Annotated in this window: 20 protein-coding genes and 1 pseudogene; 10 read left to right on the forward strand and 11 right to left on the reverse strand. The window is 75.4% G+C overall.

Features of this window, described 5'->3' with window-relative positions; all coding sequences use genetic code 11:
- Positions 1-168: 168 nt before the first annotated feature.
- From ACFY00_RS31245 to ACFY00_RS31255, 3 genes are read left to right on the forward strand one after another with little or no spacing between them, the layout of a single operon-like run.
- Positions 169-1,131, forward strand: coding sequence for a carbohydrate ABC transporter permease (locus ACFY00_RS31245; protein WP_388035660.1), 963 nt, complete (start codon positions 169-171; stop codon positions 1,129-1,131).
- Complete coding sequence (locus tag ACFY00_RS31250) at positions 1,128-1,994, forward strand: carbohydrate ABC transporter permease (RefSeq protein WP_388035663.1); 867 nt, start codon at positions 1,128-1,130, stop codon at positions 1,992-1,994. The genes ACFY00_RS31245 and ACFY00_RS31250 overlap by 4 nt, the downstream gene beginning before the upstream one ends.
- Positions 1,991-4,474 (forward strand): glycoside hydrolase family 3 C-terminal domain-containing protein, encoded by a 2,484-nt coding sequence (locus ACFY00_RS31255; protein WP_388035666.1) that lies wholly within the window; start codon positions 1,991-1,993, stop codon positions 4,472-4,474. The genes ACFY00_RS31250 and ACFY00_RS31255 overlap by 4 nt, the downstream gene beginning before the upstream one ends.
- 88 nt (positions 4,475-4,562) lie before the next feature.
- Here ACFY00_RS31255 and ACFY00_RS31260 read toward each other — a convergent pair whose 3' ends face one another.
- A complete protein-coding gene (locus tag ACFY00_RS31260; RefSeq protein WP_388035668.1) occupies positions 4,563-5,063 on the reverse strand; it encodes a peptidylprolyl isomerase in 501 nt (166 codons plus the stop codon).
- A 130-nt stretch (positions 5,064-5,193) separates the two neighbouring features.
- On the opposite strand from ACFY00_RS31260, the gene ACFY00_RS31265 reads away from it, so the two are divergent.
- Positions 5,194-5,679, forward strand: a complete 486-nt coding sequence (locus ACFY00_RS31265) for a hypothetical protein (RefSeq protein WP_388035671.1) — start codon at positions 5,194-5,196, stop codon at positions 5,677-5,679.
- Between the two features lie 35 nt (positions 5,680-5,714).
- Here the strand turns inward: ACFY00_RS31265 and ACFY00_RS31270 are convergent, their stop codons facing one another.
- A complete protein-coding gene (locus ACFY00_RS31270) occupies positions 5,715-6,008 on the reverse strand; it encodes a hypothetical protein (protein ID WP_388035673.1) in 294 nt (97 codons plus the stop codon).
- Between ACFY00_RS31270 and ACFY00_RS31275 the strand changes: the two genes are divergently transcribed.
- Entirely contained in the window at positions 6,007-6,420 is a 414-nt protein-coding gene (locus ACFY00_RS31275) for a GNAT family N-acetyltransferase (RefSeq protein ID WP_388035676.1), read from the forward strand. The two genes, ACFY00_RS31270 and ACFY00_RS31275, sit on opposite strands and share 2 nt — an antisense overlap.
- Before the next feature lie 73 nt (positions 6,421-6,493).
- Here the strand turns inward: ACFY00_RS31275 and ACFY00_RS31280 are convergent, their stop codons facing one another.
- Complete coding sequence (locus tag ACFY00_RS31280) at positions 6,494-7,264, reverse strand: hypothetical protein (RefSeq protein WP_388035679.1); 771 nt, start codon at positions 7,262-7,264, stop codon at positions 6,494-6,496.
- A 69-nt stretch (positions 7,265-7,333) separates the two neighbouring features.
- Between ACFY00_RS31280 and ACFY00_RS31285 the strand changes: the two are divergent.
- Positions 7,334-7,616: pseudogene (locus tag ACFY00_RS31285) on the forward strand (transposase); the annotation flags it as partial.
- Positions 7,617-7,670: 54 nt separating this feature from the next.
- Here ACFY00_RS31285 and ACFY00_RS31290 read toward each other — a convergent pair.
- Both ACFY00_RS31290 and ACFY00_RS31295 read right to left on the reverse strand, forming a co-directional pair.
- Entirely contained in the window at positions 7,671-8,138 is a 468-nt protein-coding gene (locus tag ACFY00_RS31290) for a hypothetical protein (protein ID WP_388035682.1), read from the reverse strand.
- Between the two features lie 74 nt (positions 8,139-8,212).
- The gene (locus ACFY00_RS31295; RefSeq protein ID WP_388035685.1) at positions 8,213-8,845 is read right to left on the reverse strand and encodes an AAA family ATPase; all 633 of its coding nucleotides are present in this window, start codon (positions 8,843-8,845) and stop codon (positions 8,213-8,215) included.
- Positions 8,846-8,907: 62 nt separating this feature from the next.
- Here ACFY00_RS31295 and ACFY00_RS31300 point away from each other — a divergent pair, with 62 nt between their 5' ends.
- Positions 8,908-10,146, forward strand: a complete 1,239-nt coding sequence (locus tag ACFY00_RS31300; RefSeq protein WP_388035688.1) for a hypothetical protein — start codon at positions 8,908-8,910, stop codon at positions 10,144-10,146.
- Between the two features lie 30 nt (positions 10,147-10,176).
- Positions 10,177-10,839 (forward strand): LuxR C-terminal-related transcriptional regulator, encoded by a 663-nt coding sequence (locus tag ACFY00_RS31305; protein ID WP_388035691.1) that lies wholly within the window; start codon positions 10,177-10,179, stop codon positions 10,837-10,839.
- 32 nt (positions 10,840-10,871) lie between these two features.
- On the opposite strand, the gene ACFY00_RS31310 is transcribed toward ACFY00_RS31305, so the two are convergent.
- Positions 10,872-11,243, reverse strand: a complete 372-nt coding sequence (locus ACFY00_RS31310) for a hypothetical protein (RefSeq protein WP_388035693.1) — start codon at positions 11,241-11,243, stop codon at positions 10,872-10,874.
- Complete coding sequence (locus ACFY00_RS31315) at positions 11,240-12,055, reverse strand: phytanoyl-CoA dioxygenase family protein (RefSeq protein WP_388035696.1); 816 nt, start codon at positions 12,053-12,055, stop codon at positions 11,240-11,242. Before ACFY00_RS31315 ends, ACFY00_RS31310 begins: the two co-directional genes overlap by 4 nt.
- Before the next feature lie 155 nt (positions 12,056-12,210).
- Between ACFY00_RS31315 and ACFY00_RS31320 the strand changes: the two genes are divergently transcribed.
- Positions 12,211-13,134 (forward strand): helix-turn-helix domain-containing protein, encoded by a 924-nt coding sequence (locus tag ACFY00_RS31320; protein WP_388035699.1) that lies wholly within the window; start codon positions 12,211-12,213, stop codon positions 13,132-13,134.
- Here ACFY00_RS31320 and ACFY00_RS31325 read toward each other — a convergent pair.
- The 3 genes from ACFY00_RS31325 to ACFY00_RS31335 form a co-directional block, all read right to left on the reverse strand.
- Positions 13,069-14,307, reverse strand: a complete 1,239-nt coding sequence (locus ACFY00_RS31325; RefSeq protein ID WP_388035701.1) for a sensor domain-containing protein — start codon at positions 14,305-14,307, stop codon at positions 13,069-13,071. The two genes, ACFY00_RS31320 and ACFY00_RS31325, sit on opposite strands and share 66 nt — an antisense overlap.
- 104 nt (positions 14,308-14,411) lie before the next feature.
- The gene (locus ACFY00_RS31330) at positions 14,412-15,797 is read right to left on the reverse strand and encodes an FtsX-like permease family protein (protein ID WP_388035704.1); all 1,386 of its coding nucleotides are present in this window, start codon (positions 15,795-15,797) and stop codon (positions 14,412-14,414) included.
- On the reverse strand, positions 15,794-16,600 hold the full coding sequence (locus ACFY00_RS31335; RefSeq protein WP_388035707.1) for an ABC transporter ATP-binding protein: 807 nt from the start codon (positions 16,598-16,600) through the stop codon (positions 15,794-15,796). Before ACFY00_RS31335 ends, ACFY00_RS31330 begins: the two co-directional genes overlap by 4 nt.
- 220 nt (positions 16,601-16,820) lie before the next feature.
- On the opposite strand from ACFY00_RS31335, the gene ACFY00_RS31340 reads away from it, so the two are divergent.
- Positions 16,821-19,127 carry an FdhF/YdeP family oxidoreductase gene (locus ACFY00_RS31340; RefSeq protein ID WP_388035851.1) on the forward strand — a complete coding sequence of 769 codons (2,307 nt, stop codon included), beginning with the start codon at positions 16,821-16,823 and terminating at the stop codon, positions 19,125-19,127.
- Here ACFY00_RS31340 and ACFY00_RS31345 read toward each other — a convergent pair.
- On the reverse strand, positions 19,090-19,398 hold the full coding sequence (locus ACFY00_RS31345; RefSeq protein ID WP_388035710.1) for a hypothetical protein: 309 nt from the start codon (positions 19,396-19,398) through the stop codon (positions 19,090-19,092). The genes ACFY00_RS31340 and ACFY00_RS31345 overlap by 38 nt on opposite strands.
- Position 19,399 lies beyond the last annotated feature (1 nt).

Below are 19,399 nucleotides of genomic sequence, written 5' to 3' on the forward strand. Positions count from 1 at the left end.
CACGGCGGGGCCGCCCAGCCGCCCGCCCCCCCCCCGGGCCGGGGCCCCCCCCCCCCCCCCCCCCCCCCCGCCCGCCCCCCCCCCGCCGCCCCCGCCCCCCCCCCCCCCCCCCCCCCCCCCCCCCCCCCCGCCACCCGCCCGCCCCGTCCCCGCCCCCGGGAGCTCCCCTTGGCCGCATCCACCGCCGCCGCCCGCGGCGCCCGCGCCCCCGCCCGCCCCGCCGGCCACCGCTGGCACCGGCTCGACCGCACCGTCTCGCCCTACCTGTACCTCTCGCCGTTCTTCCTGGTCTTCGGCGTCTTCGGCCTGTTCCCGATGCTGTACACCGGCTACGTCTCGTTCACCGCCTGGCGCGCCGACCGCCCCGGCAGCGAGGGCCGGTGGGTCGGGTTCGAGAACTACCGCAGGCTGCTGGACGACCCGTTCTTCTGGAACGCCGTCAAGAACACCCTGGGCATCGGCGTGCTGGCCACCGTCCCGCAACTGCTGCTCGCCCTCGGCCTGGCCCACCTGCTCAACTACCGGATGCGCGGGCGCACCCTGATGCGGCTGGGCGTCCTGCTGCCGAACGTCACCTCGGTGGCCGCCGTCACGCTGATCTTCGTCCAGCTGTTCGGCCGCGACTTCGGCATGGTCAACTGGTTCCTGTCGCTGTTCGGCGTCGACCACGTCGACTGGCAGGCCGGCACCCTCTCCTCCTGGTCCGCGATCGCCGCGATCGTCACCTGGCGCTGGACGGGCTACAACGCCCTGCTCTACCTCGCCGCGATGCAGTCCGTCCCGTTCGAGCTGTACGAGGCGGCCGCGCTGGACGGGGCGAGCCGCTGGCGGCAGTTCCGCTCGATCACGATCCCGATGCTGCGCCCGACGATCCTGTTCACCGTCATCGTCTCCACCATCGGCGCGCTGCAGCTGTTCGGCGAGCCGATGCTGTTCGGCCAGCAGCAGGACCCGACCACCGGCGGCTCCCAGCACCAGTTCCAGACCCTGGCCCTGTACTCGTACAACCAGTTCTGGGGCCGCTTCAAGTACGGCTACGGCGCGGCGATCTCCTGGGCGATGTTCCTGCTGATCGTGCTGGTCGCCGCCGTCAACTTCCTGGCCGCGCGCCGGATGCGAGGTGCCGAATGACCGTCCCCGCCCCCGCCCCCCGCAGGCGTTCCCGCAGCACCCGGCAGCTGACCGCCGGGCGCGGCGTGTACGTCGTCCTCGGCGCCGCCGTGCTGCTCTCGCTCTTCCCGCTGTACTGGACGCTGGTGGCGGCCTCCCGCTCCAACACCGAGATCCACCGGATGCCCCCGGTGCTGCTGCCCGGCGGCCGGCTCTGGCACAACGTCACCCAGGTGTTCGCCCAGACCGACCTGCGCCTGGCCATGGTCAACTCGCTGGTCGTGGCGACCACCGTCACCGCCAGCGTGGTGCTGACCAGCACCCTGGGCGGCTTCGCCTTCGCCAAGCTCCGCTTTCGCGGCCGGGGCCCGCTGCTGGCCTCGGTGGTCGCCACCATGATGGTCCCCACCCAGCTGGGCATCATCCCGCTGTACATCATGATGGCCAACTGGTTCCACTGGGCCGACCACCTGCAGGCCCTGATCGTCCCGGCCGCCGCCAACGCCTTCGGCCTGTTCTTCATGCGCCAGTACCTGACCGGCGCCGTCCCCGACGAACTCCTCGACGCGGGCCGGATGGACGGCTGCACCACCCGCGGCCTGGTCCGGCACGTCGTGCTGCCCGCCGCCCGCCCCGCGATGAGCGTCCTGGGCATGCTCACCTTCATGGCCGCCTGGAACGACTTCTACTGGCCCAAGGTCGTCATGACCCAGCAGAACCCGACCGTCCAGCTCACCCTCTCCGAGCTGGCCAGCGGCTACATCAAGGACTACTCGCTCGTCCTCACCGGCGCCCTGGTCGCCAGCGCGCCCGTCCTCGTCGCATTCCTCCTGATGGGCCGTCAGATCATCGACGGCATCATGCAAGGAGCCACGAAAGGATGACCCGGCTCTCCATGTCACCTCAACTCACTTCCGACGCACCGCAGTCGGCGCGCCGAACGGACCACCGGGTACTCGACCTGGAGCAGAAGGCGCGGCTGGTCTCCGGCGGGGACACCTTCCGCAGCAGCGGCGAGCCCGCGATCGGGATGCACCCCGTCGTCTGCTCGGACGGGCCCGTCGGGGTGCGCGGGGAGCGGTGGGACGAGGCGGACACCGCGCTGCTGCTGCCGTGCGCGACCGCGCTGGCCGCGTCCTGGGACGAGGAACTGGTCGCCCGGATGGGCGGGTTGCTGGCGGCGGAGGCCCGGCGCAAGGGCGTGCACGTGGTGCTGGCGCCGACGTTGAACCTGCACCGTTCGCCGCTGGGCGGGCGGAACTTCGAGTGCTTCTCGGAGGACCCGCTGCTGACCGCCCGGATCGGGGCGGCGTACGTCGCGGGCGTGCAGGCGCGCGGGGTCGCGGCGACGGCCAAGCACTACGTGGCGAACGACTCGGAGACCGAGCGGCTGACGGTCGACGCCCGGGTGGACGAGCGGACGCTGCGCGAGGTGTACCTGGCGCCGTTCGAGGCGGCGGTGCGGGCCGGGGTGTGGGCGGTGATGTCGGCGTACAACCGGGTCAACGGGACGTCGATGGTCGAACACCCGCTGCTGGCCGAGCCGTTGAAGGGCGAGTGGGGCTTCGACGGGCTGGTGGTCTCCGACTGGGGGTCGGTGCACGCGGCGGACGGGCCGGGCGCGGCGGGGTGCGACCTGGCGATGCCGGGGCCGAACCCGGCGTGGGGGGCGGCGCTGGCGGCGGCGGTGCGGGCGGGCCGGGTGCCGGCGGCCGCGCTGGACGACAAGGTGGAGCGGATGCTGCGGCTGGCGGAGCGGGTGGGCGCGTTCGACCCGCCCGCGGCGGGCGGGCGGGCTCCGGTGCCCACCGACCCGGTGACCCGGGGGGCGCTGCGGGCCGCGGCCGTCGCGGGCACCGTGCTGCTGCACAACCCGCAGCGGCTGCTGCCGCTGGAGGAGTCGACGCTGCGCCGGGTCGCGCTGATCGGCCCGAACGCGGCGACCGCCCGGGTGCAGGGCGGCGGCAGCGCCTCGGTGTTCCCGGCGGCGCCGGTCTCGCCGCTGGCGGGCCTGCGCGCGGCGCTGGACCCGGCGGTGGAGCTGGTGCACGCGCCGGGGGTGCGCACCACCCTGCGTCCGACGCCGCTGGCGGCCGCGGACTGCGTGCTGCCGGACGGCTCGGCCCCGGGCGTGCTGGTGCGCTACCTGGCGGCCGACGGCGCGCTGGTGCACGCCGAGGCGCGGGCGACCGGGCGGGTGCTGGAGCCGGCCGGGGAGGTCGACCTGGCGCCGGTGCGCACCATCGAGGTGGCGACCCGGTTCACCGCGCCGTCCGCGGGCCGCTGGCGCCTGGGCGTGGTGGGCCTGGGCGCGCTGCGCCTGGAGGCGGAAGGGGAGGTGCTGCTGGAGGAGTACGTGGCGCCGCTCTCGGACGACCCGACGTACCTGCACGTGGCGCCCTCGTTCCGGCAGGTGGAGCTGGAGCTGGCGGCGGGCCAGCAGGTGGCGCTGCTGGCCCGGCGGACGGTGGAGGCCGCGCACGGCCGGGTGCTGGTGCTGGCCGCGGACCGGCCGGAGGCGGAGCTGGAGCGGGAGTTCGCGCACGCGGTGGAGCTGGCCGCGGCCGCGGACGTGGCGGTGGTGGTGGTCGGCACCACGGACGAGCACGAGAGCGAGGGCTTCGACCGGTCCGGCCTGCGGCTGCCGGGCCGCCAGGACGAGCTGGTGGCGGCGGTGGCGGCGGCCAACCCGCGCACGGTGGTGGTGGTGAACACCGGCAGCCCGGTGCTGCTGCCCTGGCGCGAGCGGGTGGGCGCGGTGCTGACCTGCTGGTTCCCCGGCCAGGAGGGCGGGGCCGCGCTGGCCGAGGTGCTGCTGGGCCGGTCCGAGCCGGGCGGGCGGCTGCCCACCACCTGGCCGGACGCCGAGGCGGACTGCCCGGTGTACGCGACCGCCCCGACCGACGGGCGGCTGGAGTACGCGGAGGGCCTGCACCTGGGCCACCGGGGCTGGCTGCGCGCCGGCCGCTCCCCCGCGTACTGGTTCGGGCACGGGCTGGGCTGGGGCGAGTGGCGCTACCTGGCGCTGGACGCGCCCTCGGCCCCGGCGGCGGACGGTTCGCGCACGGTGCGGGTGGTGCTGCGCAACGAGGGGCCGCGCCGCTCCCGGGAGACGGTGCAGCTGTACCTGTCGCGGCCGGGTTCGGCGCTGGAGCGGCCGGTGCGCTGGCTGGCCGCCTTCGGCGCCGCGGAGGCCGGGCCCGGCGAGCAGGTGGAGGTGGAACTGCGGCTGCCCGCACGGGCGTTGGAGCACTGGTCGGTGGCGGAGCGGGGCTGGCGGACCGAGCCCGGCGGCTTCGTCCTGCAGGCGGGCCCGCACTGCGGCGAACTCCCGCTGACGGCGGCCCTGACGGTCGGCGCCTGAAGCCCGGGCCCGCACCCGGGCCCCCGGCTCGCGCCCGCTGCCCCGTCCCCGTTTCCCCGGGGGCGGGGCAGCGCGCTGCGCGGTACCGCTACTCGACGACCTCGGCGCTGAGCAGCAGCACGTCCTCCTTGGGGACGTCCGCGTGGCCGCCCTTGGAGGTGGTGGGCACCGACTTGATCTCGTCCACCACCTCCCGGCCCTCGACGACCTCGCCGAACACGGCGTAGCCCCAGCCCGGTCCGCTCTTCGCGGTGTGGTCGAGGAAGGCGTTGTCCGCGACGTTGACGAAGAACTGCGCGGTGGCCGAGTGCGGGTCCGCGGTGCGGGCCATCGCCACGGTGTAGCGGGTGTTCTTCAGGCCGTTGTCGGCCTCGTTCTGGATCGGGGCGCGGGTCTCCTTGCGGCGCAGGCCCGGCTCCATGCCGCCGCCCTGCACCATGAAGCCGTCGATGACCCGGTGGAAGACGGTGCCGTCGTAGAAGCCGTCCTGGACGTACTGCAGGAAGTTCGCGACCGTCGCCGGGGCCTTCTCGGCGTCCAGCCGGATCACGATGTCGCCGTGATTGGTGCTCAGTTTGACCTTGGACAAGGCAACCTCACTGTCTGTCTGTCGCTGTCTGCTCACTGTCCGGTGCGCCGACGTGAAGATCTTCGCCGTCCATTGTGGCAGTTACCGCCCCGCAACCCGCCCCGCCACCCCGCCGGGCTACCCTCGCCCCGTGCCCGACCACTATCCGTACCGCGTCCTGACCCCCACCGGTGACCCGATCCTGCTGTGGCGCCTCGGCGAGAACGACGAGCCCGACGCCTTCCTCACCGGCCCGGACGGTCTCCTGCTGCGCTTCCCCGACCCGGCCGCGGCCGAGGCCCACTGCCTGCGCCACGGGCTGGACTTCTTCTGGGGCGCCGGGAACACCCTCGACCTGGCCGCCGCCCGCCGCTGGACCGAGGCCCACGACCGGCAGCCGCCCGCGAGCTGCCGGCTCCTCCTCGACACCTGGAACTTCTTCACCGACCTGCCCGGCGCCCTGCCCGCCCAGGGCCCGATCCACGACAGCGCCTACGACAAGCTGTTCGGCGGCACCGCGCTCGACCCCACCTCCGACCCCGCGTCCTGGACGCCCGCCGAGACCGCCGCCGTCCGCGCCCTGTTCACCGCGGGCTTCGCCCGCTGGGACGCCCTCACCGGGCCCGCCCCGGCCTGATCCCGCCCGGCGGCGGGCCGTGCGGCGTCCCGCGGTCAGCCCGACTTGGACGCGGCGGCCGGGCGGGCCCGTCGTGACGGCGGGTCGAGGTGCGCGACGACGCTGCTGTGGAAGCGCTGGACGGCGCTGTCCACGGTGCGGATGAAGCCCGTCTCGGCGTTGCCCCGGGTGCTGCCGACGCTCTTGACCAGGGTCAGCCGGAAGCCGGTGATCCGGGCGCTGCCGCCCTTCGGGAGCAGGTCGCCGGGTTCGGGCCGCAGGCGCTCCAGGGTGCCGCGGGGCCGGAGGGGGTGATCACGGCCGTGGGTGCGTGGCAGGCTGCTCTGCATGGTGATCAGTGATTCGTCGCAGGTCGGCGACGAGGTGTTGGTTGTGCGTCCTGATCTGACGGATGCCGAGCTCAACGGGTTGTTCAGCGCGTCGTGGCCGACTCACAGGCCGACCTCCTTCGCGCCGATGCTGTCGCGCAGTCTGACCTGGATCGCGGCGCGTCGAGGTGGCCGGCTGGTCGGATTCGTGAACGTCGTCGGCGACGGCGGTGCGCACGCCTTCGTCCTGGACACGACCGTGCACCCGGATGAGCGCAGGCAGGGGCTCGGGGTGCGGCTGGTGAGGGCGGCTGCCGACGAGGCGAAGGCATGCGGTGCCGAGTGGCTGCACGTCGACTACGAGCCGCACCTGGAGTCCTTCTACGGTCATTGTGGATTCCGGCCGACCGCCGCCGGGCTCATGCGGCTTTGAGCCGAACGCGTCCGGGCGGGCGTCGAGTTCGGTGTCCGGGTCGGCCGGGTGGGCCCTTCTGCGGGCCGGGCGGTCAGGAGCGGCCGAACCAGCGGCGGCGCGGCTGCGGTGCGTCGGGCGCGGCGGCCTCGAACGGGCCGGTCCTGGCTTCGTTGCGGACCGTCGCCAGGCCGAGGCCGTCCAGCTCGGCGACGGTGTGCGCGTGCGCGACGGGGTGCAGCGGGATGACGGCGACCTCGGGGTAGGACAGGTGGCGCAGGGCCTCCTCCCGCAGCAGGGCCCGCAGCAGGTGGTTCGCGACCGGGCCGGGTGGGTCCTCGTCCACGGCGACGTGCAGCAGGAGTTGGGGTTCGGGGGAGTCCGGCCAGCTGGCCAGGGACAGCCAGGCGGCGCGGACCGCCGGGAATCCGGGTACCCGGCGGGTCAGTGCTCCGTGCAGGGCCCGGGCGTCCGGCCCGGTGGCTGGGTCGAGCCGCAGCCGGTCGCCGGGGAAGCTGTCCGCCCAGCGTTCCAGCGTCAGCCGGGGCAGGCGGGCCTCACCCTGCCGGGAGCGGAGCACCAGCTCGACGGCGCCGGTCCCCGCCAGCATCGTCATCAGCTCGGCCGCGTCGCAGTACGAGGTGCCGACGGCCGCCGGCACGTCCCGGCCCAGTCCCGCGTCGGCGAACCCGAGCAGGATGCGCTCGCCCGCGGGGTTGCGGCCCGTGATCACCTGGCCGGGGGCGGCGATCGGGACGTACATCCCGCCGTCGAACAGCGCGATGAACACGTCCATGGCGTCGGCATCCCCGTCGGCGGGCTGGTCGAGGAGCTGAGCGAGGTGGGGGTTCGACGGTGCGATCACGGGCGGAGTGTAGCTGGCCGGGCCCAGTCGATCATGTGACTATCGCCTGCTCCGGTCGTTGGTGCGCTCATGGGGCGGGGCGATCTGACGGATGCCGAGCGGGAAGGGCTGCGGCCGTTCCCGCCGGTCGGCAACAGGCGGTGCGGCCGGTGGCGTGATCACCGGCAGGTGATCGACGGGATTCTGCACCGGGTGCGGACCGGAGTGCACCGGCGCGACCTGCCCGAGCGATTCGGTCCGTGGAAGGTGGAAGACGGTCCACGAACGCCACCGGCTGCGGTCGGCCGACGGGGCCTGGGAGTCCCTGCTCCGGCGTATCCGGGCGGAAGCGGATGCCGCAGGCGGCATCGACGGGGACGTCTTCCTCGGCACTGTCCCGGCTGCAGCCGTCAGCGTGCGGCTCCGCTCATGACCGGCCACTCGTGTTCAAGTCGAGTGCCGAGGCGAGCCCGACCGCTGCCAGCAGGACGAGTGGCAGCTCCTTGTCGGCCTGGCCGATCGTCAGCGCGAGCCAACGACCGCGATCGGGAAGCGGCCAGGCTTGCATGCTCACGGCCTGTTGGCTGAGGTGGTCGAGCGGCTCGGGCACCGGTTCTCCCTCGCAACCCGCACTCAGGTACGGTCCGAGGTCCACGACGAACGCACGGCCCCACCGAGCCGTCAGGCATGCTGCCAGGTCGTCGAGGCGGGCCCGCAGGTCGGCTTCGGCGTCAACCCGGGCCCGCCCGTCGTCGTCCCAGAAGTCCCGGCTGACCTGCAGTTCGCGCACATGATGCTCTGGTCCACCGCACCCGGAGGCGTCCACATGGGTCACCTCCGGGAACGGCAGCACGGTCAACGCGTCAATGGTCGCGAGGTACTCCTCGGTGGTCATGGGCGCAGGCTACGGGACCGCGCAGACGATCGCCGTGGACCGTGCGCACCGACCAGGGACCGGCCGGACAGGGCCTAGTCGAAGCGGATGTGACGGACCTTCACCGCCGCCCGGCGCAGACTCGCCCGCAGCGGGGAGTCGGTGTCGGGGCGCAGGGGCAGGCCCGCGAGGTCGGCGATGTGCTCGGCGGTCTGCCGGATGCTCAGGCGGTCGGTGGTGAGGTGGGTGGCGAAGGCGGGGGCGGCGAGCCGGGTGAGGCAGTCGTCCAGCCGGGAGACGGCGAAGCTCTCGCGCGGGGGCGGGCCGTTCAGCCCGGGCAGGCGGCGCAGGCGGTGGACGAGGTCGCGTTCGGCGAGGCGGCGCAGGACGGTGGCGCGGTCGGCGAGCAGGGTGAAGTGCCGTACGTCGTGGCCGAGTTCGCGCAGCCGTCCGACGGTCTCGGCGAAGTGGCGGGGGTCGGTGACGGTCATCGGGACGAGCACCGGCCCAGGGTGTTCGCGGGCGGCGAGGTCGAGGACCTCGACGGTGCCGCGGCGCCAGGCGGGCAGGTCCTGGAAGTCGCCGCGCAGGTCGGGCGGGAGCATCCGGCGCAGCCCGAAGCCGAGGTGCTCGGGGTCGCAGATCGCGGCGCCGGGCAGGCGGCGGGCCAGGTGGTGGGCGGTCTGGGTCTTGCCGCCGCCGAACGGTCCGTTGATCCAGATCAGCACGGTGCGCCATCGTACGCGGACCCCTCTTCCCCGGGCCTCCGGCGGGTCCGTAGGGTGGGCGGATGGACGAGGGGCAGACCCGGCAGGTGTTCGCGAACCGTTTCCCGGGGCCCGCCGGGCCGGTCGATCCCTGCGACTGCGTCCGGCGGCGCCGGGTGCGCTTCCACGGCGAGCGGCAGGACGTCACGGCACCGGGCTGGCGGCGGCTGCTGGAGCTGGTCGCGGAGGCGGCGGCGGACGGCCGGGAGGAGTTCGCGCCGCTGGAGGGGCTGACGGCGGAGCAGCGCCGCCAGGTGGTGACGCTCCCGGCGGGCATCGGCGCGCTGACGGAGGTGCGGCACCTGCGGCTGTACGGGTCGAACCTGGTGCGGATCCCGCCGGAGATCGGCGGGATGCGGGCGCTGGAGGAGTTCACGCCGTACACCTCGTACCGGCTGCACTGGTTCCCGTACGAGCTGGCGCGGTTGCCGCTGCTGCGGCGCAGCACCGTCAGCACCCGGGCGCTGTACGGGAACCCGAGGACCCGGCCGCCGTTCCCGGTACTGGCCGAACCGGCGGACGGGGCCGGGCTGGAGGCCGGGCTCGGGGCGCTGGACCCGGCGGTGTGGGGGGTGGAGTCGGTCCGGGCGTGCTCGGTGTGCGACGGGCCGGTGGCGGGGGTGGCGGGGCTGCACCAGGCGTGGATCTCGCTGCGCACCTCGGGGCGCGACGTGCTGCCGCTGCTGGTGAACGCCTGCTCGCCGGGGTGCCTGGCCGCGCTGCCCTCCCCGCCGGAGGGCCACCTGCCGGGGCCGCACCGCGGCCGCGGGGTGGGCGGGCTGCTGGCGACGGCGGAGCTGGAGCTGTTCGCGGACCACTTCCGGTTGCGCCTGCAGGACGGGGAGGCGGACGAGGACCTCGGCGCGGCGTGGACGGCGCGGGCGGTGGCGGACGGCCTGGCACCGGGGCGGCGGGCGCTGGGCATCGGCACCGCGGGCGACGCGGACGTCGCGGTGTCGGTGCAGGTCTTCGACGCCCCGCAGCCCGCCGACCACGCCCGCTTCGACCACGTGGTGGAGGCGACGATCGAGGTGCCCTCGGGCCGGGTGGCCGTGCTGGGCGGCACCGACCACCTCCCGGACGCGGACCACTTCGAGGTGCCGCCCGGCCTGCTCCGGGTGCGCGTCTCGCGCGCGAACCCGGCGGCCGCGGGGGACTCCGCCGAGCAGGCGCAGGCGCGGGAGCGGGTGCGGATCCGGCTGTGGCCGGTCTCCGCGGACGAGGGCCCGCGGGTGGTCAAGCGCTGGGCGCCGGTGGACTGACGGCCGTTCGGGCCGGGCCACAATGGGGGAATGACGGAGGAACGGCTGCGGGTGGTGCTGGCCGAGGACTCGGCGGTGCTCCGGGACGGCATGGCGGAGTTGTTGGCGGTGCGCGGCTGCGCGGTCCTCGCGGCGGTCGCCACTGCGGAGGACCTGCTGGCAGCGGTCGCGGCGCACCGCCCGCAGGTCGCGGTGGTGGACGTGCGGATGCCGCCGACCCACACCGACGAGGGGCTCCGGGCGGCACTGCGGATCCGGGAGTCGCACCCGGGGGTCGGGGTGCTGGTCTTCTCCCAGCACCTGGAGCCCTCCTGGGCGGAGCGGCTGCTGGCGGACGGCGCGGCCGGGATCGGCTACCTGCTGAAAGAGCGGGTGGCCCGCACCTCGGAGTTCGTGGAGGCCCTGCACCGGGTCGCGGCGGGCGGCACCGCGCTGGACCCGGAGGTGGTCGGCCACCTGGTGCGGGCCCGCCGCCGCAGCGCGGTCGACGCGCTGACCTCCCGCGAGCGGGAGGTCCTGGCGCTGATGGCGGAGGGCCGGTCGAACCGGGCGGTGGCCGAGCGCCTGTCGGTGTCGGAGCGGGCGGTGGAGAAGCACGTCGCCTCGGTGTTCGCGAAGTTCGGGCTGCTCGCCTCTCCGTCGGACAACCGGCGGGTGCTGGCGGTACTGGCGTACCTGTCCGGGCCGGCCTGACGGCCGTCCGGGCCGACACCCGCCGGGGTCCCTCACGCGCCGGTGCGGAACTCCTCGAGCCGCTCGATCCGTTCGAAGAAGAACTCGTGCTTGAGGAAGGAGACCTCGTACTCGTGGCCGGGGTGGGGCGGCAGGAGCTGAGCGGCCTGGATCAGCCGCCAGCCGTCCTTGAGCGCGTCGAGTCCGGTGCCGTAGGGCGGCTCCGCGCCGTCCCCCGTGGTCGGGGAGGTGCGGCCGGTGCCGTCGTAGCGCGACCAGCCGAGCACCTCCGAGTCCAGGGCCGAGGTGCTCAGGTACAGCACGAGCACCTGCTGGCGGAGCACGGGAGCGGGAACGGAAGCGGGTGCGGGTGCGGGAGCGAGCACGGGCGCGGGCGCGGTGTCCGTGCGGGGGGCGGCCGTCATGCCGTCGCCTCCTGGGGCCGGTTGGAGACCCTGGTGACCCAGTGGTCGAGGTCGAAGTCGGGGTCGCCGGTCAGTTCGCGCCACAGCAGGGTGCGCTGGTAGCGCTCCAGGCGCCCGGTGGCCTGTTCGTACCAGGGGAAGTGGACGTCCAGTTCGGCGCGCACCCGCGGGTCGTGCAGGTCCGCGGTGTCCCACAGGAGGCGCTGGCGGACCGTCGGGTTGAAGCGGATCTTGAACATGTAGCGGGTGGTGTCGCTGTCGTTGCGGCGGCCGCCGTGCCAGAGGCCGTGGTGCACGAACACCACCGTCCCGGCCGGGCAGACCAGGCGGTCCTGGCCGCGGAGGTTCTGGTAGCGGCCGGTGTCGGTCTCGTTGGTCCGGCGCAGGTGGCTGCCGGGGACGCTGAGCGTGCCGCCCATCTCCAGCGTCACCTCCTGCGGGTAGTACATGAGTTGCACGTCGAAGGCGTCCGGACGGACGTCGATGATGGCGTCCGCGTGCAGCGGCTGCGCGTCCCCGCCGCGCGGTTCCCGCACGTGGACGGCGTGGTGGTCGACGAGCGGTCCGGGGCCGACCAGGCTGCGCAGCGCGCCCGCGACCTGCGGGACGGCCAGCAGCCTGGCGGGCAGGGAGTCCGGGGCGTACGCCTGCGCCAGGGGCGTCCCGTACGGGACCGGTGGCAGTTCCTGCGCCAGCGCCGTCAGTGCCTCGGCGTTCAGGTCCGCGGGCACGACGGCGTCCAGCCGGAGGGAGCCGCGGGCCACGAAGCGGGCCATCCGGACCGAGTCGAGCAGGATCGGTTCGTTGTCCATGGCGAGGACGCTAGGGCCGCGGGCCCGCCCCGCGGGTGGGTCCGGTTCGCCGTCCACTGGTCGGTTTTCACCATCCGCCGCCCGCCATCCGCCGCCGCCCCGTGCGCCGCCGCCGGGGCCCGGGGCGGCGGCGGGCGGGGTGGTAGAACTCGGGCATGGACACCGCACTCGCCCACCTCGACGAACCGCCCGGCCTGGCCGCGGTCGGCATCGGCGTGCACGGCTGCGTCGGCCGTACGGACGTGTTCTCGCTGCCGCACCTGTGGCAGCTGCACCTCTACGGCTACGAGGCCGACCTGACGGTGGACGGCACCGCGCACGCGATCCGCCCGGGCCGGGTCAGCCTCGTCCCGCCCGGCAGCACGGTGCGCTACCGCTACCGGGGCCGCTCCGAGCACCTGTACGTGCACCTGCGCCTCGGTGCGGCCGGCTCGCCGGTCGGCGTCCCGGTGATCCAGGACGCCGGGGACGAACTCGCCCCGCTCGCCGCGCAGTTGAACAGTGCGCTGGCGGCCTGGCCGCACGCGCCGGCCCGGGCGACGGCCGAGGTATGGGCGGCGCTGTGGCGGGTGGCCCAGCTGGCCCCGCCGCGCGCGGCCGACGCCGTCGCGCCCCATCCGGCGGTCGCGACCGCCCTGGCGGTGATCGAGGCCCGGCTGGCCGGGCCGCTGAGCGTGGCGGAGGTCGCGAAGGCGGCGGGCGTCTCGCACAACCACCTGACCAGGCTCTTCCGCGCCGCCACCGGGAGCACCGTGGTCGGCTACCTGCGCGCCCGGCGGATGGAGCGGGCCCGCCACTTCCTGCGGGCCACCACCCTGTCCATCCCCGCCGTCGCGGCGTCGGTCGGCATCCCCGACCTCCAGGCCTTCAACAAGGCGTGCCGCCGCGAGTTCGGCGCCTCCCCGCGCGCCGTCCGCAACGGCCTGGGCGGCCGGGAGCCGCGACCGCCGCTCGGGCCCCCGACGGGCCGGGGCCCGGCCGCGGGCCCGACCGGGCTGCGGGGCGTGCCCGGTTCACAGCCGGGCGGGCAGTTCGGCGGTGACGGTGGTGGGGCCGCCGGGCGGGCTGTCGATCCGTAGGCGGCCGTCGACGGCGGCGAGGCGTTCGGCCAGTCCGGCGAGGCCGCTGCCCGCGGCGGCCTCCGCGGCGGCCCCCGGGGCGGCACCGCCACGGCCGTCGTCCCGGACGGTCAGGCGGATCAGCTCGCGGCTGCCACCGGCGGTGACGGGTTCGACGGTCAGTTCGGCGGAGCGGGCGGTGCTGTGCCGGGTGACGTTGGTGAGCAGTTCGGCCGCGCAGTACCAGAGGGTCTGCTCGACCGCCTCGTCCGGACGTCGCGGGAGGTCGAGGCGGAGGGTGACGGGGACGGCGCAGCCCGCGGCGAGCGCGGGCAGCGCCTCGGCGAGTCCGCCGTCGAGACCGGTGGGCCGCAGTCCGCGGGTGAGGACGCGCAGTTCGGCGATGGTGTCGTCGGTCTGGTGGCGGGCCCGGTCGACCAGGGCGCGCAGCCGCGCCGGGTCGGGGTGCGGGTCGGCGAGGACGTCGTCGGCGAGGGAGAGGGTGATGGCGACGGCGACCAGGCGGGCCTGGGTGCCGTCGTGCAGGTCGCGTTCGAGGCGGCGCAGCCGGTCGCTCCCGGTGCTGAGCAGGGTGTGGCGGGCGGCTTCCAGATCGCGGACCCGCTGCTGGGCGCGGGCCGGTCCGAGCAGGTGGCGGGCGAGCCGCCGCTCGGCCCCGGCGAGCAGCCGGACGGCGGGCGGGACGGCGGCGAGCACGACCAGGCCCAGCAGCGGTCCGAGCAGGTCGAGCGGCCCGACGGGGTGCGGTCCGTCCTCCAGCAGCCGCAGCCACAGCGGGAAGCCGAGCAGCCACAGGCAGCCGAGCGGCAGCAGGACGACGGCGGCGCCGAGCAGTCCCAGCGGGAGTCGCAGCAGCAGGTAGCCGAGGGCGCGCCAGGCCACGACGTCGGTGAGCGCCGCCCGGACCGCCCCGACCGCTCCCGGCTCCCGCACCACGGGCCCGGGGTCGGGCACCTGCGCCCCCAGCAGCCGTCCGGCCAGCCACCGGTGCGGCCGCCCCAGCGCCCTGGCCCCGGTCAGGGCGGCCGCCACCACCGGGAGCCCGACCACGGTCAGCGACAGCAGCACCCCCGCGTACAGCGCGGCCCACGCGTACGCCCCGCCGAGCAGCGCCGGGACCAGCCCCACCACCGCGAACCCCCACTCCCCGGGCCGCGCCGCCCACCGCCCCATCCTCCCCACCGCCACCGACCTCCCCGCCTCTCGCACCGACCCCGGTCCGGACACCACCTTGCACCACCCCGCCGCACCATCCCGCCGCACCTCACTGCCGCACCTCACTGCCGCCCGCCCACCGCCTCCACCGCCGGCCCCCGCAGCGCGACCACCGCGGTGACCAGGCTGACGGGCACGGTGAGCAACAGGGCCGCGGCGGCGATGCGGGCACAGGTCGCGAGCGGGACGGCGGGGAGCGGGCTGCCGAGCGCCGCGGTGCTGAAGGCACTGGTGGTGGCGGCGGTGACGAGGGTGCCGAGGAGCAGGCCGACGGTGCAGGTGAGGGCGGCTTCGGCGGTGACGGTGCGCAGCACCTGGGGGCGGGTGGCGCCGACCAGCCGGAGCAGGGCGAGTTCGCGGCGGCGTTCGGCGGTCAGTCCGATCAGGGTGGTGAGGGTGGCGACGGCGCCGAAGGCGGTGAGGAGGCCGAGTTCGGTCTGGCGCAGCCAGATGTCGGTGGCGGAGGGGGCCCCGCCCGGTGCGCCCGTGGCGCGGGCGGCGTGCCGGGCGGTGGCCGTCATGGTGGTCATGGTGGTGGACAGTCCGGTGAGCAGGGCGACGGGGACGACCGCGGCGGCGAGGCGGTGGGCGTGGCCGCGCTGGTTGGCGTCGGCGAGCCAGCCGGTGCCGGGGGCGAGGACGCGGGCGGCGGCGCCGAGCAGGGCGGCGGCGGGCCGGGTGAGCAGGGGTCCGGCGAGGGCGACGGCGGCCAGCAGGGCCAGGGTCGCGAGCAGCGCGGCCTGGGCGGATTTGTCGACTTGTTCGGCGGGCCGGGTCGCGGCGAGGCGGAGCAGCAGGACGCCACCGGTGAGGGCGGCCGCGGCGGCGGTGAGGCGGAGCGGTCCGGGGCGGGGGGTGGTGCCGGTGCTGCCGGTGAGGGCGGCGGCGGGGGCGGGGCGGGTGATCCGGCGGGCGGCGGCGGTCGCGGCGGCGGCGGTGAGGAGCAGGGTGACGGCGGTGGCGGCGAGCGCGGCGGGTGCGGCGTCGGTGATCCGGGCCCGTGGTGCGGCCAGGGCGTGGTGCTGCAGGCCGGTGAGGAAGGCGCGGGCGGCGGCGGTGCCGAGCAGGGCGCCGGGGGCGGCGACGGCCAGGACGACCAGGGCGCTCTGGGTGCGCAACAGTCGGCGGACCTGCCGGGGCGTGGCCGCGACGGTGCGCAGCAGCGCGAGGTCGCGGTACTGGTGGCGCAGGGCGAAGCCGAGGGTGTGCAGGGCGACGAAGAACGCCACCAGGACGGTGATCTCCCCGAACGCCCCGACGATCAGCGGCACACCGGGCCCGCCGACGGCCTGCCGCTGCGCCGCGGTGAGGCCGCGTTCGGCGCCGAGCAGCGCGCCGAGGGCGGTGACGGCGGCGACGGCGAGCAGCAGGGCCGCGGCGAGGCCGGTGAACCCGGCCGGGCGGCACCGGAGTTGTCCCCAGGCGAGGGCGACGGTCGTGGTGGTCATCGTCCGGTCCCTCCGGTCGTCGCGCGGGTGCCGCGGGTGTCGTCCGCGAGGGCGAGCGCGCGGGCGACCCGGTCGGCGGTGGGGTGGTGGAGTTCGTCGACCAGGCGGCCGTCGGCGAGCAGCAGGACGCGGTCGGCGTACGCGGCGGCGACCGGGTCGTGGGTGACCATGACGCAGGTCCGTCCGTCGCGGTCGACGCCTTCGCGCAGCAGGGCGAGGACCTCCCGTCCGGTGGCGCGGTCGAGGGCGCCGGTGGGCTCGTCCGCGAACAGCACGCGGGGGCGGGAGACCAGGGCCCGGGCGAGGGCGACGCGCTGCTGCTGGCCGCCGGAGAGCTGGGCGGGGCGGTGGCGCGCGCAGTCGGCGAGGCCGACCCTGGCCAGGGCTTCGTGGACCTGTCGCCGGTCGGGGCGGTGTCCGGCGAGGCGGCCGGGGAGTTCGACGTTCTGGGCCGCGGTCATGGCGGGCATCAGGTTGAAGGCCTGGAAGACGAATCCGACGTTCTCCCGGCGCAGGACGGCGAGTCGGCGTTCGGGGAGGGCGCCGATCTCGGTGTCGCCCCACCGGACGGTGCCGCGGTCGGGGCGGTCCATTCCGGCGAGGCAGTGCAGCAGGGTGGTCTTGCCGGATCCGGAGGGCCCCATCACGGCGGTGAAGGTGCCGGTCGCGAACCGGGCGCTGACTCCGCGCAGGGCCGCCACGGCCCGGGGGCCGCGCCCGTACTGCCGGTGCAGTCCGTCCGCCCGGGCCGCCGTGCCGTCCCTGCCGTTCGTGCCGTTCGCGTCGGTCGTTCGCTCGTCCATGCCTTCATCGTGGCCGGGCCGGGCGGGGCGTTTCGATGGTGCCAGCGCCCGTCTTCGGGGTTCGGGAAACCGCCCTGTCCCGCCGCGCCGGGTGCCACCCGCCCGGCGCGGCGGTCGGGCGCGGGCGGGGCGGTGGTGGGCACGATGGGGGTGCCGTTGCCGTGAGGAGTGCCCGAGAGCCGGGAGGCGTGCCGTGACCGCTGCCGAAGAGGAACCGCAGGTGGAGCCGAGGGTGGGGGCGGAGCCGTCGGCGCCGCCGTCGTTCGCACCGTACCGCCATCCGGCGGCGGGCTGGGGGGCCGCGAAGAGCGTGACGAAGGTGCTGGCGGCGACCGGGGAGTGGGTGGACGGTCCCCGGGCGGTGCTGAGGATGAACCACGAGGACGGCGGGTTCGACTGTCCGGGGTGCGCCTGGCCGGACGACTACAAGGGCCTGCACCTGGACATCTGCGAGAACGGGATCAAGCACGTCACCTGGGAGATGACGGGCAAGCGGGTGGGCCGGGAGTTCTTCGCGGCGCACACCGTCTCCGAGCTGTCGCAGTGGAGCGACTTCGCGCTGGAGGACCAGGGGCGGCTGACCGAGCCGATGGTGTACGACCCCGACACCGACCGGTACGTGCCGATCGACTGGCAGCGGGCCTTCGACCTGTTCGGCGAGGTGGTGCGCGGCCTGGACGACCCGAACGAGGCGGCGTTCTACACCTCGGGGCGGCTCAGCAACGAGGGCACGTTCCTGTACCAGCTGATGGCCCGCGAGCTGGGCACCAACAACCTGCCCGACTGTTCGAACATGTGCCACGAGGCGTCGGGGCGGGCGCTGACGGCCGCGCTCGGGACGGGCAAGGGGACGGCCGACCTGCGCGACTGGGAAGCCGCGGACGCGCTGTTCATCCTGGGCGTGAACGCGGCCTCCAACGCGCCGCGGATGCTGACGGCGCTGGCCGACGCGACCCGGCGCGGCGCGAAGGTGGTGCACGTCAACCCGCTGGTGGAGGCGGCGGCGACCCGCACCATCGTGCCGCACGAGTTCGCGAACATGGCGCTGGGACGGGCGACGTCCACCAGCAGCCTGAACCTGCAGGTGCGGATCGGCGGCGACCTGGCGCTGCTGCGGGGCATCGCGAAGGCGGTGCTGGAGCAGTCGGCGCAGGACCCGAAGGCGCTGGACGAGGACTTCATCGAGCGCCACACCACCGGGTTCGCGGCGTACCGGGAGCTGGTGGAGCGGACGCCCTGGGAGGAGCTGGAGCGGCAGAGCGGCCTGAGTCGGCCCCAACTGCTGGCGGCGGCGCGGATCTACCGGGAGGCGGACCGGTCGATCTTCTCCTGGTGCCTGGGCATCACCCAGCACGAGCACGGGGTGGACACCGTGCGGGAGATCGTCAACGTGCTGCTGCTGCGCGGCAACGTGGGCCGGGAGGGCGCCGGTCCGTCGCCGGTGCGCGGGCACTCCAACGTGCAGGGCAACCGGACCTGCGGGGTCGACCACCGCCCGGCGCCGGAGTTCCTGGACCGGCTCTCGCAGGTCTGCGGGATCGACGCGCCGCGCGCGCACGGGCTGGACACCGTCGGGGTGATCGGGGCGATGGCGCGCGGCGAGGTGAAGGTGTTCGTCGGGATGGGCGGCAACTTCGCGCTGGCCGCGCCGGACACCGCCCGCACGTACGAGGCGCTGCGCCGCTGCGAGTTGACGGTGCACGTGTCGACGAAGCTGAACCGCAGCCACCTGGTGCACGGGCGGCGGGCGCTGATCCTGCCCTGCCTGGGCCGCACCGAGCAGGACCGGCAGCGCGGCGGGGTGCAGGCCGTCTCGGTGGAGGACTCGATGAGCATGGTGCACCTGTCGAGGGGGATGCGGAAGAAGCCCGCGTCCCGGCAGTTGCTCTCCGAGCCGGCGATCATCGCCGGTCTGGCCCGGGCCGCGCTGCCGGGCAGCGGCACGCCCTGGGAGTGGTACGTCGAGGACTACGACCGGATCCGCGACACCATGGCGAAGGTGCTGGACGGCTTCGAGGACTTCAACCGGCGGGTGCGCCTGCCGCTGGGCTTCCGGCTCCGGCAGCCCGCCCGCGAGCTGGTGTTCCTCACCCCCTCGGGCAAGGCCGAGTTCTCCACCGCCCCGCTGCCCGACGTGATCCCCGCCCCCGGCACCCTGGTCCTGGGCACGATGCGCTCGCACGACCAGTGGAACACCACGATCTACTCGGACGACGACCGCTACCGGGGCGTGAAGAACCTGCGCACCCTGGTGTTCATGAACCGTCAGGACATGCGCGAGCGCCACCTCGGCGAGTTCGACCCGGTGGACGTCACCGCCACCGCCCGCGACGGCTCCACCCGCTCGCTGCACGGCTACCTCGCCGTCCCGTACGACCTGCCCCGGGGCTGCGCGGCGGGCTACATGCCGGAGATGAACGTGCTGTGCGCGCTCGGCGACTACTCGACGCAGAGCGACCAGCCGATCATGAAGCACCTCAAGGTGACGGTCACGGCCGCCGCCACCGCCTCCGACGCCCGCGCCTGACCGGGCCGGGGCGGCGGCCCCGGCCGCCGCCGCGCGGGCCGAGGGCGGGCCGGAAGCCGTCGGGCGCGGCGACCGGGGCGACGCGGTCGGCCTCGGCCCGCAGTTCCACGTGCGCCTGGTACGAGGTGGCGCGCATCGCCTCCTCGTACCCGGCCAGCGCGCCGCGCAGCGCGGACGCGCCGGTGCCGCCGCGTCGGCGCAGCGCCCGCCCGGCGAGGCCGAGCGCGGTCAGCACCGTGCCCAGCACGCCCAGCACGATCAGGTAGGGCACC

This window comes from Kitasatospora sp. NPDC001540 (genome assembly GCF_042894345.1).
GTDB classification, from domain to species: Bacteria; Actinomycetota; Actinomycetes; order Streptomycetales; family Streptomycetaceae; genus Kitasatospora; species Kitasatospora phosalacinea_C.

What these genes read in the sequence shown, in the direction of transcription:
- ACFY00_RS31250 (WP_388035663.1), top strand. Translation starts at nt 1,128, where the DNA reads ATGACCGTCCCCGCCCCCGCCCCCCGCAGGCGTTCCCGCAGCACCCGG.
- ACFY00_RS31255 (WP_388035666.1), top strand. Translation starts at nt 1,991, where the DNA reads ATGACCCGGCTCTCCATGTCACCTCAACTCACTTCCGACGCACCGCAG.
- ACFY00_RS31275 (WP_388035676.1), top strand. Translation starts at nt 6,007, where the DNA reads ATGGTGATCAGTGATTCGTCGCAGGTCGGCGACGAGGTGTTGGTTGTG.
- ACFY00_RS31270 (WP_388035673.1), bottom strand. Translation starts at nt 6,008, where the DNA reads ATGCAGAGCAGCCTGCCACGCACCCACGGCCGTGATCACCCCCTCCGG.
- ACFY00_RS31290 (WP_388035682.1), bottom strand. Translation starts at nt 8,138, where the DNA reads ATGACCACCGAGGAGTACCTCGCGACCATTGACGCGTTGACCGTGCTG.
- ACFY00_RS31300 (WP_388035688.1), top strand. Translation starts at nt 8,908, where the DNA reads ATGGACGAGGGGCAGACCCGGCAGGTGTTCGCGAACCGTTTCCCGGGG.
- ACFY00_RS31305 (WP_388035691.1), top strand. Translation starts at nt 10,177, where the DNA reads ATGACGGAGGAACGGCTGCGGGTGGTGCTGGCCGAGGACTCGGCGGTG.
- ACFY00_RS31310 (WP_388035693.1), bottom strand. Translation starts at nt 11,243, where the DNA reads ATGACGGCCGCCCCCCGCACGGACACCGCGCCCGCGCCCGTGCTCGCT.
- ACFY00_RS31315 (WP_388035696.1), bottom strand. Translation starts at nt 12,055, where the DNA reads ATGGACAACGAACCGATCCTGCTCGACTCGGTCCGGATGGCCCGCTTC.
- ACFY00_RS31320 (WP_388035699.1), top strand. Translation starts at nt 12,211, where the DNA reads ATGGACACCGCACTCGCCCACCTCGACGAACCGCCCGGCCTGGCCGCG.
- ACFY00_RS31325 (WP_388035701.1), bottom strand. Translation starts at nt 14,307, where the DNA reads ATGGGGCGGTGGGCGGCGCGGCCCGGGGAGTGGGGGTTCGCGGTGGTG.
- ACFY00_RS31330 (WP_388035704.1), bottom strand. Translation starts at nt 15,797, where the DNA reads ATGACCACCACGACCGTCGCCCTCGCCTGGGGACAACTCCGGTGCCGC.
- ACFY00_RS31335 (WP_388035707.1), bottom strand. Translation starts at nt 16,600, where the DNA reads ATGGACGAGCGAACGACCGACGCGAACGGCACGAACGGCAGGGACGGC.